The following is a 13,245-nucleotide window of genomic DNA, read 5'->3' as shown; positions in this document are numbered from 1 at the left end:
GTCTGCCTCCGTTCCTATGCGCGCGACGATTGCGTCGCCTGATTCGAATCGACGCCCGCCGACTCCGCCTTGCGCGGCAGCCGGTACGGCACGCGCGACGCGCCCTTCCGTCGGCGCTGCTGTGCGAGCCGGCGGCGCGCGCGCCGCTCCTGGCCGAAGCCCTGGCTGATCCGGTCGATCACGATCGCGAGGATCACGATCGCGAGGCCGGCCTGCGTGCCCTTGCCGACGTCGAGCGTCTGAATGCCCGCGAGCACGTCCTCGCCGAGCCCGCGCGAGCCGATCATCGACGCGATCACGACCATCGACAGCGCCATCATCGTCGTCTGGTTGATGCCGGCCATGATGCTCGGCCGCGCGAGCGGCAACTGCACGTTGACGAGCAATTGCCAGCGCGTCGTGCCGAACGCACGCGCGGCTTCCGTCACGTCCGGATCGACCTGGCGGATGCCGAGATCGGTCAGGCGGATCAGCGGCGGCAGCGCGTAGATGATCGTCGCGAGGATCGCGGGCACCTTGCCGAGGCCGAACAGCATCAGCACCGGGATCAGGTACACGAAGCTCGGCAGCGTCTGCATCACGTCGAGCACGGGCAGCAGCATCCGGCGCAGCCATGCGCTGCGCGACGCGAGGATGCCGGCCGGCACGCCGATCGCAACCGACAGCACCGTCGCGACGAGCATCAGCGCGAGCGTCTGCATCAGCTTGTCCCACAGGCCGAAGCAGCCGATCGCGTAGAGCAGCAGCATGAAGAGCGCGCCGAGGCCGATGCGGCGCGTCGCGTTCCACGCGATCGCGCCGACGACCAGCAGCACGAGCCACGGCGGCGCGACGCGCAGCGCGCCTTCGAGCGGCACGAGCAGGTAGCGCAACACGAGCGCGCTGAAGTGATGGAAGCTGTCGCCGTATTGCGCGACGAACGTCTCGAGCGCGCTGTTCACCCAGTCGGCGATCGACAGGTGCAGAAAGAAGCCGTTCATGTTGATTCTCCGTCGCGCCGCGAAGGCGCGTGACGGCGGCGGCGGGCGCGGGCCCGCCGCCGCGCGCAGGTTACGCGCCCTTCAGGCTGCCGGCGATCTTCTGCGCGACGTCGGCCGGCACCCACTGCTTCCACATGTCCTGGCGGGTCTTCAGGAACTGCGTGGCCATCGCCGCGCCGTCGATCTTCTTCGTCGTCATCTCGAGGATCGTCTGGTTCAGGAAGTCCATCGGGAAACGCACCTTGCCGAATACGCCGACGAGATCGGGATTCGCATCGGCGAACGGCTTCGACACGCCGACCGTCAGCCGCGACACCATGTACGACGACGCGCACTGGTGCGTGCTGCTCTCGTCGCGCAACGTCTTCCAGCATGCTTCGTTATAGGCCGGCATCTTCAGCGCGGTGAACTTGTATTTCGCCATCAGCGCGGCCGGGCCCCAGTAATAGAACACGATCGGCGCGCCGCGCTGGTACGCGGACGCGATCGCCGCGTCGAGCGCCGCACCGGTGCCCGGGTGGAAGTTCGTGTACGACTGGTCGAGCTTCAGCACCTTCAGCAGGCGCGTGTTCACGCGCTCGCAGTCCCAGCCCGTCGGGCAGTTCAGGAAGCGGCCCTTGTCCGGTTCCTCCTCGTCGGCGAACACCTGCTTGAACTTCGGCAGATCGTCGACCGACACGAGCCCGGGCGCGACCGGCTTGATGTTGCGCGCCGGATCGCCCTTCACCACGTAGTCGGGCACGAACCAGCCTTCGGTCGTGCCGCCCGGCAGCGTGTCGCCGATCAGCTTCACGGCGCCCGACGAAACGGCCTTCGCGGTGATCTCGCTGCGGCCCGTCCACTGCTCGGCCCAGATCTGCAGGTCGTTGCGCGCGAGCGCCGTTTCGGTGGCGGCCGTGCTGCCCGGCACGACGTCCGTCTTGCAGCCGTAGCCCTTCTCCATGATCTGCCGCAGCACTTCGGTCGCGAACGACCCGCTCTCCCACGTGATGCCCGCGAAATGGACCGTCTTGCCGTCGGCGCACGCGCCGCCGGCCGCATGGGCCGCGGGCGCGGAAAGAATCGCCGCGGCGGCGAGAAGGACCGTTTTCAGTCGTCGAATCTGCATGGTGGGTCGTCTCCAAATCGAATCTGTTGTTTGTGCGTCGCGGCATGCGCGGCGACCGGCAAATCGCGAAGCCAGCCACGTCCGGTCAGGCTGCATGGTCGAGCCACCAATATGTTTAGGGAAACGAGTAATTCCGATCATTGCAATCGGCAGCGCCAATCGATCGTCGGATGCCTCGCGTGGCCCGCCGGACGGGCCTCTCAGCCGATTCACCGGGCCCGCGCGCGGCCCGGAACGGGCTACATCGAGCCCTGTTCGGGCACCGCTCGCCCCGCGTTGAAGCGCGGCGCCGCGCACACCGTTTCGACCGTCGAAGCGACCCGCCGCGCCCCATTGGCGAACCCGATCCCATCCATCGAAATTACTCGCTTTCGAATCCGTTTCGGCTTGGGAAGAATGCGCGGTGTCATCGGAGGAGACACGACCCGACCCAGCCGGTCGCCGCGCCGCCGCGCATCGCGCGCTTCCGGCGCCGCGCGCGCTGCGCCGGGTCGCCCCGGATGACGGGGCGCGCCTCGCCGGACGCGCTCACGACAACCGATACAAGAAGCTGGATATCCCGGAGATCTCTCAATGAAAAAGACCCTGACGGCGCTCGCCGTAACGGCAACCTTCGCAGCCCCCGCGTTCGCGCAAAGCAGCGTCACGCTGTACGGCGTGATCGACGAAGGCCTGAACTACACGAACAACGTCGGCACCGGCCACGTCTACGAGATGGCGAGCGGCTACGCGCAAGGCAGCCGCTGGGGCCTGAAGGGCAGCGAGGATCTCGGCGGCGGCATGAAGGCGATCTTCCAGCTCGAGAACGGCTTCGACGTGAACACCGGCCGGCTCAACCAGGGCGGCCGCATGTTCGGCCGCCAGGCATACGTCGGCCTGAGCCAGACGCAGTACGGCACGCTGACGTTCGGCCGCCAGTACGACTCCGTCGTCGACTATCTCGCGCCGACCACGGCCAACGGCAACTGGGGCGGCTACCTGCTCGCGCACCCGTTCGACAACGACAACACCGACAACTCGTTCCGCCTCGACAACACGGTGAAGTACGCGAGCCCGAACTTCGGCGGCTTCCAGTTCGGCGGTGCATACAGCTTCAGCAACAGCACGAACTTCTCGGACAACCGTGCGTACAGCTTCGGCGCGCAATACCAGAACAACGGCCTGCTGATCGGCGCCGCCTACCTGCAGGCGAACCGTCCGGGCGACGGCTCGGCCGGTGCGATCACCGCGAACGACGCGAGCTACATCGCCGAGCGCATGCGCGTGTTCGGCGCGGGCATCAACTACACGTTCGGACCCGCGACGGTCGGCTTCGCGTACACGAACTCGAACTACAAGAACCCGACCGGCAACGGCTACCTCGGCACGCCGGGCGCGATCGTCGCACCGGGTGCGACCGTCAGCGCGATCAAGTACCAGAACTTCGAGGTGAACGGTTCGTACCAGATCACGCCGGCGTTCATGGTCGGCGCGCAGTACGTGTTGTCGCTCGAGAAGTACGACGCATCGACCGGCGACGCGAAGCCGAAGATCCACTCGGTCGGGCTGATGGCCGACTACAACCTGTCGAAGCGCACCGACGTGTACGTGCAGGCCGCGTACCAGCACATCGCCGGCGACAAGACGAACTCGATTCTCGACAACGCGTTCATCCCCGGCACCGACGCGCCGTCGTCGACGTCGAACCAGGTGGCCGTGCGTCTCGCGCTGCGCCACAAGTTCTGACGCAACCCGGTTCTCCGTTCTTCACGCGACACCCGCGCCGCTCGGCCCGAGGTGTCTTCGCCCGCCCGCAAGCGCCAGCCTGCCGGCGGGTTTTTTGTTTCGCGCCGCGACGACGCGAGGCAACGTGATTCGGCGCAGGTCGTGCGTGCGCCCGGTCAACGCTGACAGGACAGCCGCCCACGATTCGCCGGTACGCTGCGTGCCACCTCGACGTCAGGCATCCCCATGCCGCACGACGAGCGCGACATATCGCGCGGGCATCAAGCCCGAGCCGTATTCCCGATACCTGATCGCGTTCAACCCGTGCCGGCCGACGAGCCGCGGCACGATCGCGCTCGCGTCGAATCGTTTCCCGCGCAACCGACGCGCCGCACGGATGGAAGGGAACGCGCGACTTCCGCGCGATCGCCTCTCCGGCAACGACGGTCGGCCCCCTGCATCGTCTGGTCGGAACAACGCCCGCCGGCACACGGGAAAACACTGCCATGATTCCGCCGTGCAGCCTGCGCGCACGGGCTCGAAACGTGCATTCGGTTTTGACGCAAGCCCCCGTGAAACAGGGAGAACCGTGACGTCCGTCGTCCACCGTACGCGGGCAAGGGTTTGTCTGGTTGGCTTTCGATGCCCGCCTGCACTAGCCTCGTGAGGTCTGCCCCCGCGTCGTTCGGCCGGCGGGACATGACGTCGTGCACATTGACAATCGAGTGTCGGCGCGCGGCCTCGCTGCCGAAGTTTCATTGCGTTCGATCACGCATGTCGTTGCCGCCGGAGAAACATCCTCTGGCTCGCGCGCGATGTGACGCGAGGCGATCCGGGGCAACACGCGCGCCGGCCAGCCGTCGGTGTGCACCGGGGAACCGCAGGCCCGATCGTGGAGACGCACCGTGAAGCGCATGCCATTTCGCTGCATCCATGCCATCAGCTATGCAAGCGTGCTGCTCTTTCAGGCCCAGGCGCAAGCGCAGTCGCTGGACGCCCAGTCGACGCAGGAGAACATTTCCGCGCTGCGCCAGGAAGTCGATCGCCATCTGCAGGAACTGAGTGCGCTCAAGCGCAAACTGGCCGACGAGGAAGCCAATCTCTCGCGCCTGAGCCGGGCGCTGGACAACCGCGAACTCGCGGCCCGGCGTGGCGCGGGCACCGGCGATGCCGGCGGCTCCGGCGACGCGGCGACGCAGGCCGATACCGGCTCCCCGGGCAGCGCGCCCGGCGCGGCCGGCAACGCCCCCGGCAACGTGCAATCTTCGGCCGGGTCCGCCGCGCCACCGAGCCGGCCGGTCGGCCAGGCGCCGGTGGCGGAAACCACACCGCCGCCTGTCGCGCCGATCTTCGATCAGCCCGGCGTGCTGACGCCGAAGAACAAGTTCGTCGTCGAGCCGTCGTTCCAGTTCAGCTATTCGTCGTCGAACCGCGTCGCACTCGTCGGCTACACGATCATCCCGGCGCTGCTGATCGGCCTGGTCGACGTGCGGGAAGTCAAGACGACCACGCTGACGGGCGCGGTCGCGGTGCGCTACGGGATCACCAACCGGATGGAAGTCGAAGTCCGCGTCCCCTATGTGTACTCGACGAACGACACGATCAGCCGCGAGATCTTCACCGGCACCGCCCAGGACAACGCGTTCAACAGCCACGGCAAGGGCCTCGGCGACGTCGAAATGACGCTGCGCTACCAGTTCAATACCGGCGGCCCCGACAAGTTCTATTACATCGGCTGGCTGCGCTTCAAGAGCGCCACCGGCAAGAGCCCGTTCGACGTCGTCACCGACTGCGTCACGCGCTGCGTCGGCAATGCCACCGGCACCGGCCTGCCGCTCGAGCAGCCGACGGGCTCCGGCTTCTACGCGATCCAGCCTGGCCTCACGTGGCTCTTTCCGTCCGACCCGGTGGTGTTCTTCGGCAACCTGAGCTATCTGCACAGCTTCAGCCGCGACAATCTCAGCCTCACGATTCGCGATGGACAGAAGGACTTCATCGGCAAGGTGCAGCCCGGCGACATCTGGGGTTTCAATATCGGCATGGGCCTCGCGCTGAACGAGAAAGCGTCGGTGAGCCTCGGCTACGACCAGAGCATCGTACTGCCGACGAAACAGAACGGCCAGACGGTGCCCAGTTCGGTGCGCGTGATCCTCGGCTCACTGCTCCTCGGTTACTCGTACCGGTTGTCGCCGAAGACCACGCTGAATCTCTCGATCGGCGCCGGCCTCACACGCGACACGCCGGACGTGGTCATGACGCTGCGCGTGCCGATTGCATTCTGATCGCCAGCGTGCGCGTGCGGCGGGCCGCGCGCCGCACGCGGGCCCCGGCGCGCCAGTGCGCGCTCATCTGCCATTCATCGGTCGCTCACCGAGCCTTCATCGCCCCGGCAACACGCCGATCAACGCATTGTTCAGCGTCGACATCACGTTCAGGTTCTTGAACGTCGACAGTGTGTTGACGGTCGTGTTGATCGTCGTCACCGCCTGGATTTGCTGGTTGTTCAACGTGTTCTGGATCACCGCGCCGGTCAGCGCCGGCAGCGCGGCGGGCTGCGCGGCGTTGCCGGCGCCGACCTGGATCAGCGCGCCCGCGTTCGCGGCCGCCAGCGCCTGCGCCTGTTGCGCGGTGATATGACTGATGTCCGGGATGTTGAAGCTGGTTGTCGTGACCAGATTGCCGTTCACGAACGCGACACGCGACACGCCGAACGAAACCTTCAGACCGCTCGGCATATCGAAGCCGCCGCGCATCGCATCGAGGCGCGCGTCGCTGAGCGCGATCGCGCCGGCTGCCGGCCAGTTCCGTTCCTGCGCGCCGCCCGGCTCCACGGCCGGCGGCCCTGCCGCGCACTCCGCCATCGCGAGCGGCGCGGCACGCAGGATCGGCACCTCGCCGGCCCGCGACTCCACAGGCGCCATATCGGCGCCCGCGTTCGCGGCGGATGCCTCGACGACGCCGCTCGTCTGCGCGACCGGCACGTCGGCCGCGGCCAGCGCGTCGTCCTGCATCGCCGCCGCACTCACGGACGTCACCCCGCCGCACACCATCACGGCGATGCCGGCGATGTTCCTGGTCTGGGATCTCATGACGGTCCTCAAAAGTCGTTCGGGCCGTGCTTCGGCATCACGACGTTGTACAGGCCGTCGCGCGCGATACCGGTGTAGAGCGGCGCGCTGGGCGCGACGCGCCAGTCACGCGGGTCGTTGAACACCGCCAGCTCGGGCCGGTTGTGAATCACGAAAATCACATGGTCTTCCCACTTCTGCTCGAAGCTCGCCAGCGACATCGGGCGCGTGCCGGTGGCAGGATCGCCGACGAGCACACGCCCGTCACGCAGCCCCTTCACGACCACGAAATGGTGATAGCCGTGCTCGGTGATCAACACGATCGCCGGCGTGTGCGTCCTGGCGAGCGTCTGCAACGGCAGCTCGAACCCGTCCGCGACGAAGCCGTGCGCGTCGAGAAACCGCCGGATGTCGAGCAGCGAGAAGCCCTGCTGGCGAATCTTCTCCTGATTGCCGTTCTCCCACATCTGGGCGAAGGCGGTCTGCTCGGTCATCGGATAGTCGTACTGATAAGTCAGCAGCGTCGCGACGGCAGCCGACCCGCAACTGAAATCGAACTGCTGCTTGACGGTGCGCTTGAAGCGGGCCTCCTTGAGACTCGTGACGTGCATCGCATAGCCTGCGCCCGCCGGATCGACGACCGTCATCTCGTCCGCCCATGCAACCGGGACGGACAGCGCGTAAGCGAGCGCCGCGATGCATGCTGCGGCAACCGGTCTCATCGCTCAGTTCCCGAAGCGCACGTTGAGCACCGTCGCGTTCTGAATCAGCACGTTGGCGCCGGTATTCTGGATGACCGTAGGCAGGCCGCTCGCATTGGCGAACGAGCCGTCGGCGATCGAATTCGAGCCGGTCGACACGCGGTTCGCCACGTTGTCGGTCACCGCGCCGGTCAGATAGTTTTGGCCGATCAGCGCATCGCCGCCCCGATGCTCGTCGAGCTGGTCAGGCGTCATCGCGACACCGAAGCTGCCCGCTTGAGCGGTCGCGGTGTCGGTCGCAGCGGGTATGGCTGCCGCAGGGGGCGCGACGGCCGCGGCCGGATCGGCGTGATCCGCGCGCGCGGCGGGTGGGGAAGCTGCGGCTGCCGGCGCAACATCGGCGGTGGCCTCCGCCGCAACGGTTCGCGACCCGTCAGCCGTGGCATGGGCCGTCAGGCCCGGCAGCAGCGCCGCAGGCAATATCACCAGCAAAAGTGCCGTTCGGATTCGCATGGCTGTCTCCTTGGTCCCTGCGCGAGCCGGCCCGAAACCGGCGCACAGGGAGCGGAATCCGCGTGACCGTCGATCGACGGAAATCAGCCCGGCCTGCGCCAGCGAGAGCGAGACGGCCGTTCGGCCATCCCGCCCTCGCCGGCGGTCCTGTCCATCGGCGATGGAACGCAAGTCGCGGGCTCGCCTGCGCCCGCGTCAATGCATCCGGCTCGCAAGGACCGGCCGGCCGGCTAACGTCCTACGGACAGGTTCGCCTGCACGGTCACAGCCTGCTGAACCAACGACGCCATGCCGCTGTTCTGGTTGGCGACCATGATGCCCGCGGCGGTCTGGCCGACGCTCGCCATCGCGTTGGACATGTTGAACGTCCCCGCGTTGACCGCATTGGCTCCGCCTGCGCCACCCGCGCCGCCGACCGCGCCGTTACCGACACCGCCGTTGCCGGTGCCGCCTGCACCGCCCGCGCCGCCCATCGCGCCCACCGCGCCGCTACCCGCGGTTGCGCCGCCATTGCTGGCCGTCGTCGTCGCGCCGCCGTTCGTCGCGCCGCCGCCCGTGCCCGCGCCACCGGCACCGCCGTTGCCCGCCGTGGCCGCCGCCGCGCCGCCGGTGCCGCCCGCGGCCGCACCCGCGCCGCCGATGCCTGCGCCCGATCCGCCCGAAGCGGTCGACGTACCCGCCGACCCTGCGCCGCCTGAGCCACTGCCCGAGCCGGTGCCGGTACCCGTGCCGGTGCCGGTGCCGCTGCCGGCCGATGCCGACGCGCTTCCGCTGCCATGATTCCTGGCCCACGCGGAGCCGGGATTGGCTGTGCCGGTGCCGCCGCCCCAGCCTGTGCCGCTGCCCTTGCCGGAACCGCCTACGCCGACCGAGGCCGCGATCGCGCCGCCGCCCGTGCCGGAGCCGGAGCCGCCGCTCGCAGTGGCATTGCCGCCGCCCCCGCCGCTGGCGTCAGGCGAGCCGCCGGCTCCGCCGCCGCCGCCGTTGCCGGTGCCGGCCGTCGCGCTGCCATTGCTGGCGTTACCCGCCGTGGCGCTGCCGTTATGCGCGCTGCCGCCTTTGCCGCCGGCGCCGCCTGCACCGCCGCTTCCGCCATTACCTCCGATGCCGCCGTAGCCATACCCGTTGCCGCCCTTGCCGCCGCTTCCGCCGGCCGCGCTGCCCGAGTTGGTCGCGTTGTTGCCGATGCCCCAGACCTGGACATTGCTCACGTACCCGTCGAGTTTGCTGATCGCGACGATCTTGGTGCTGTTGTACGAATCCTGGTAGACACTCGCGCCAGGCGAAACTTCATTCGCATTGGACCCGGTGGAGCTGGTCTGGGTTGAGCTGACTGCGTTGCTGAGAGTGTTCGATCCGTCATCGGCTTTCTGACTGCATGTCGAACTGGTATCGCTGCTGCATGGATTCGCCATTGCGTAGCCGCTGCATCCCAAGGCGAGAAGCGCAGCAGACGCCAATAGAGTTTTGCGCATGAAATCCTCCTGAAGTAACGAGGAACGGCTTGGCCAACTGCACCAATCCGGAGGACAACACGCATCGGCGATGCCAATCCCGCCAGCTGCCTGACGACAGGGAGCCGGTTGGATGCTTTGCGCGACAGAACCCACTTCGCCCGATTACGGCATGCGATTTATGTTTCAGGTCTGAAACGTGTCGATCGGCACGGGGCCGGGACACCCTCGACCCGCGGATGGATTTCTCTCTGTATTCAAACGCTTGTCCGATCTTCCGAAGAAGGTCCCTGCAAGCGCGGAATGTTTCACTTTTGAACGGCCGCGGCCGGCCCATACGGGTATGCCCGTAGCACCGGATATTCAATCCCAATCGCAAACGCAGGCCCGGCAAGGACGCCCGCCGAATTCATTCCGATGAGGCATCAAAATCCCGCATGGAGTGCCATTTAGAAATGTTTCGACTATGATTCGGCGCTTTTTCCTCGGATCCTGTCCGCGGCGAGCGCGGGCGCGCGCGAGTCCGGTTATCGGCCGGAACGAGGATTCCTGACGGCAAGCGCCGTGGAATGGCGACGCAAATCCCCCCGAGGTGCGCCGCACGTGACCCACGGGCTGCCTGCGGTGCAACCGCGTGCGGGTACCGGCAGGCTGCCGCTCAAAACACAGGCGAAACGCCCCCGTGCTTCACTGGCCGCTCCCGCCAGCTCGGTTCGCACTCCTCTTCTTCTCGACGAACCGCCGCACATCATCGTCCGCCGGACGCGACAGGATGTCGTCCGGCGTGCCGTCGCGCAGGATCGCGATCCGGTCGCCGATCCGCGATGCGTCGTCGAGATCGTGCGTGATGAAGCGGCTACGCGACGCCGCTCGACCGCTTCGTCAGGCGGGTCGCGTCGCGGCCTGCGGCGCGCGTGCCGGACGCCGCAACATGAGCCGCGACCGACGGCCTCCGCAGGGTCGATGAAAGGAAGCGTGTCAGGATGCGGGCATCACGCCACCTGTCCGATGGCGGCCCTGCGCATCGTGACGATGCGCGCGGGCGGAATATTTGCCCACACGATCCGGCTGGCATCGGCAACGAATGCCGGATCGCGCAGCGGGTGACGCTCGGGCACGCGCAGGTCGTAGGTGAACTGGATCATCACGCCGTCGACCGACAGCACGCGCTCGCACTGACCGACGATCGCCGTCACATCCTCGCGCGGCAACGTGCGCAGCGGCAGGCAGGACACGATCGCGTCGACACGCGCATCGGGCGGCAGCAGCCGCTCGAGCTGCCGCGCGTCGCCCGATACGACCGAAATCCCGGGAAAGCGCCGCCGCAGGTGCTGCACGAACGCCGGCGCCCGCTCGACCACGACGAGGCGCCCCGGCGCGACGCCGCGTTCGAGCAACGCGGCGGTGATCGCACCGGTGCCGCCGCCGAGCTCGACGACGAGCCCGTCGCCGTCCGGCACCGCATCGGCCATCTCGCGCGCCAGATGCCGCGAACTCGGGCACAACGCGCCCACCGCGGCCGGGCGGCCGACCCACTCTCGCACGAACAGTGCCGAGACACGCAACGCGTTCGGCCAGATCATCGGCCAACCTTGCGCGGTTGCGCCATCAGCTTCGGCGTGCCAATGACTGCCTGTAACAGGGCTACGACGCCACGGGGCTCTTTCACGTGCATCCTCCTGAACAAATCCGTCCGCCACGCACGCGCGGCGCTCCATCGATTCTAGGAAATGCAAACTTAAGGCGACGTGAAGATTGTCCCTGATTGCGCCGCCACTGCCGGCCGTGCAATCGACGGCTTCCCGCTCGGCGGTCGACGCGCCGCCGAAGCTGCGCGGGATACCGCGCGCCGACGATCGTGACCTGCCGCAGGCCCGTCCCGATCGCCGACGGTTCGCCGCTCGACGGTTCGCGCCGCCCCGCCGCCTCACCGCAGATTGGTCCGCGCCAGCTCGACGATCTCGTCGCCGCGCCCGCTGATGATCGCGCGCAGCATGAACAGGCTGAAGCCCTTCGCATGCGCGAACTCGATCTTCGGCGGCATCGCCAGTTCGTACTTCGACGTCACGACGTCGACGACCGCCGGCCCGTCGTGCGCGAACGCGGTGCGCAGCGCGTGCTCGACGTTCTCCGAATGCTCGACGCGCACGCTGAAGATCCCCGCGCCCTTCGCGATCGCCGCGAAGTCGGTCGGGCTCAGGTCGACGTTCGTGTCGAGATAGCCGGCCGCCTTCAGCTCCATCGACACGAAGCCGAGCAGGCTGTTGTTGTAGACGACGATCTTGATCGGCAGGTCGAGCTGGCGCGCAGTCAGAAGATCGCCGAGCAGCATCGACAGCCCGCCGTCGCCCGACAGCGACACGACCTGCCGCCCAGGGTGCGCGCCCTGCGCGCCGAGCGCCTGCGGCATCGCGTTCGCCATCGAACCGTGATTGAACGAACCGTGCAGCTGGCGCTTGCCGTTCATCGTCAGGTAGCGCGCGGCCCACAGCGTCGGCGTGCCGACGTCGGCCGTGAAGATCGCGTCGTCGGCCGCGACTTCGTCGACGATCTTCGTCAGGTATTGCGGATGGATCGCGCGGCCCGGCGGCTCGGCCACCGCGAGATCGTCGAGGCCCTTGCGCGCGGCCGCGTAGTGCTTCAGCGCGTTCTCGAGGAAGCGCCGCTGGGTCTTGCGCGTGAGGCGCGGCAGCAGCGCGGCGATCGTTTCCTTCACGGTGCCGACGAGCCCGAGCGCGAGCGGCGCGCGATGGCCGAGCTGCGAGCCCTTCCAGTCGATCTGCGCGACCTTCGCATTCGTCGGATAGAACGGCCGGTACGGGAAGTCCGTGCCGAGCATCAGCAGCGTGTCGCACGATTCCATCGCGTGATAGCCGGAGCTGAAGCCGATCAGCCCCGTCATCCCGACGTCGAACGGGTTGTCCCATTCGACGAACGGCTTGCCGCGCAGCGCATGCACGACCGGCGCGCCGAGCGTGTCGGCCAGCGCGACCACTTCGTCGTGCGCGCCCTGCGTGCCGCTGCCGCACAGCAGCGTGACCGCGTCCGACCCATTGAGCAGCGCCGCGAGCCGGTCGAGATCGGCGTCCGCCGGCAGGATCGACGACGGCGCCGAGTCGCTCCACGCGGGCGCTTCTTCCGGGCCGTCGCCGAGCGCGATGTCGCCCGGCAGCACGATCACCGCGACGCCGCGCTCCTCGATCGCGGTGCGCATCGCGCGCGCGAGCACGCGCGGGAACTGCGACGCGTTCGTCACGAGTTCCGCGAAATGGCTGCATTCGCGGAACAGGTCCTGCGGATGGGTTTCCTGGAAGTAGCCGAGGCCGATCTCGGTCGACGGAATGTGCGCGGCGATCGCGAGCACCGGCTGGTGATTGCGGTGGCAGTCGTACAGCCCGTTGATCAGGTGCAGGTTGCCGGGGCCGCAGCTGCCCGCGCACACCGCGAGCCGTCCGGTCGACGCCGCATCCGCGCCCGCGGCGAACGCCGCGCTTTCCTCGTGCCGCGTATGCATCCAGCGGATCGAGCCGATCTGGCTCAGGCTGAACGACAGGCCGTTCAGGCTGTCTCCCGTCACGCCCCAGATGCGCTCGACGCCCGCTGCCGCCAGCGTCTTCGCCAGGTATTCCGCCATCGTCTGTCTAGCCATCATGCCCTCGCTCGTTGATCGGTCGTCACACGATTGAATCGACTCCGGCAGCCGCCTTCGCCGCTGAC

At 67.9% G+C, this 13,245-nt stretch carries 10 protein-coding genes and 1 pseudogene; 2 read left to right on the top strand and 9 right to left on the bottom strand.

Annotation, left to right across the window (positions count from 1 at the left end; translation table 11 throughout):
- Positions 1 to 14 precede the first annotated feature (14 nt).
- Both DIE04_RS23550 and DIE04_RS23545 read right to left on the bottom strand, forming a co-directional pair.
- Complete coding sequence (locus DIE04_RS23550; RefSeq protein WP_124520857.1) at positions 15 to 980, bottom strand: proline/glycine betaine ABC transporter permease; 966 nt, start codon at positions 978 to 980, stop codon at positions 15 to 17.
- 70 nt (positions 981 to 1,050) lie between these two features.
- A complete protein-coding gene (locus DIE04_RS23545) occupies positions 1,051 to 2,088 on the bottom strand; it encodes an ABC transporter substrate-binding protein (protein WP_044848040.1) in 1,038 nt (345 codons plus the stop codon).
- 573 nt (positions 2,089 to 2,661) lie between these two features.
- On the opposite strand from DIE04_RS23545, the gene DIE04_RS23540 reads away from it, so the two are divergent.
- Together DIE04_RS23540 and DIE04_RS23535 are read left to right on the top strand one after the other, a co-directional pair.
- Positions 2,662 to 3,813, top strand: coding sequence for a porin (locus DIE04_RS23540; RefSeq protein ID WP_124520859.1), 1,152 nt, complete (start codon positions 2,662 to 2,664; stop codon positions 3,811 to 3,813).
- Positions 3,814 to 4,697: 884 nt separating this feature from the next.
- Positions 4,698 to 6,074, top strand: a complete 1,377-nt coding sequence (locus DIE04_RS23535) for an acetate kinase (protein WP_124520861.1) — start codon at positions 4,698 to 4,700, stop codon at positions 6,072 to 6,074.
- Between the two features lie 96 nt (positions 6,075 to 6,170).
- On the opposite strand, the gene DIE04_RS23530 is transcribed toward DIE04_RS23535, so the two are convergent.
- From DIE04_RS23530 to poxB, 7 genes and pseudogenes are all read right to left on the bottom strand, one after another.
- Positions 6,171 to 6,881, bottom strand: coding sequence for a hypothetical protein (locus tag DIE04_RS23530; protein ID WP_124520863.1), 711 nt, complete (start codon positions 6,879 to 6,881; stop codon positions 6,171 to 6,173).
- 8 nt (positions 6,882 to 6,889) lie between these two features.
- Positions 6,890 to 7,582: a C39 family peptidase gene (locus DIE04_RS23525; protein ID WP_124487050.1), complete on the bottom strand. Its 693-nt coding sequence runs from the start codon at positions 7,580 to 7,582 to the stop codon at positions 6,890 to 6,892.
- A gap of 3 nt (positions 7,583 to 7,585) precedes the next feature.
- The gene (locus tag DIE04_RS30230) at positions 7,586 to 8,074 is read right to left on the bottom strand and encodes a hypothetical protein (RefSeq protein ID WP_124520865.1); all 489 of its coding nucleotides are present in this window, start codon (positions 8,072 to 8,074) and stop codon (positions 7,586 to 7,588) included.
- Between the two features lie 230 nt (positions 8,075 to 8,304).
- Positions 8,305 to 9,549, bottom strand: coding sequence for a hypothetical protein (locus tag DIE04_RS23515; protein ID WP_124487052.1), 1,245 nt, complete (start codon positions 9,547 to 9,549; stop codon positions 8,305 to 8,307).
- Between the two features lie 711 nt (positions 9,550 to 10,260).
- Positions 10,261 to 10,380: pseudogene (locus tag DIE04_RS30225) on the bottom strand (glycine betaine/L-proline ABC transporter ATP-binding protein); the annotation flags it as partial.
- Between the two features lie 140 nt (positions 10,381 to 10,520).
- Complete coding sequence (locus tag DIE04_RS23510; RefSeq protein ID WP_124520867.1) at positions 10,521 to 11,111, bottom strand: class I SAM-dependent methyltransferase; 591 nt, start codon at positions 11,109 to 11,111, stop codon at positions 10,521 to 10,523.
- 344 nt (positions 11,112 to 11,455) lie between these two features.
- Positions 11,456 to 13,177 carry a ubiquinone-dependent pyruvate dehydrogenase gene (gene poxB / locus DIE04_RS23505; protein ID WP_124521002.1) on the bottom strand — a complete coding sequence of 574 codons (1,722 nt, stop codon included), beginning with the start codon at positions 13,175 to 13,177 and terminating at the stop codon, positions 11,456 to 11,458.
- Between the last annotated feature and the right edge of the window lie 68 nt (positions 13,178 to 13,245).

Source organism: Burkholderia sp. Bp8994, assembly GCF_003853805.1.
In the GTDB taxonomy this organism is placed as follows: Bacteria; Pseudomonadota; Gammaproteobacteria; order Burkholderiales; family Burkholderiaceae; genus Burkholderia.
Note: the sequence above shows the minus strand (reverse complement) of the source record. Positions and strands in the feature narration are given on the sequence as shown.

Bases quoted from the DNA above. Each gene is read 5' to 3' on its own strand.
- DIE04_RS23550 (WP_124520857.1), bottom strand. From the start codon at position 980: ATGAACGGCTTCTTTCTGCACCTGTCGATCGCCGACTGGGTGAACAGC.
- DIE04_RS23545 (WP_044848040.1), bottom strand. From the start codon at position 2,088: ATGCAGATTCGACGACTGAAAACGGTCCTTCTCGCCGCCGCGGCGATT.
- DIE04_RS23540 (WP_124520859.1), top strand. From the start codon at position 2,662: ATGAAAAAGACCCTGACGGCGCTCGCCGTAACGGCAACCTTCGCAGCC.
- DIE04_RS23530 (WP_124520863.1), bottom strand. From the start codon at position 6,881: ATGAGATCCCAGACCAGGAACATCGCCGGCATCGCCGTGATGGTGTGC.
- DIE04_RS23525 (WP_124487050.1), bottom strand. From the start codon at position 7,582: ATGAGACCGGTTGCCGCAGCATGCATCGCGGCGCTCGCTTACGCGCTG.
- DIE04_RS30230 (WP_124520865.1), bottom strand. From the start codon at position 8,074: ATGCGAATCCGAACGGCACTTTTGCTGGTGATATTGCCTGCGGCGCTG.
- DIE04_RS23515 (WP_124487052.1), bottom strand. From the start codon at position 9,549: ATGCGCAAAACTCTATTGGCGTCTGCTGCGCTTCTCGCCTTGGGATGC.
- DIE04_RS23510 (WP_124520867.1), bottom strand. From the start codon at position 11,111: ATGATCTGGCCGAACGCGTTGCGTGTCTCGGCACTGTTCGTGCGAGAG.
- poxB (WP_124521002.1), bottom strand. From the start codon at position 13,177: ATGGCTAGACAGACGATGGCGGAATACCTGGCGAAGACGCTGGCGGCA.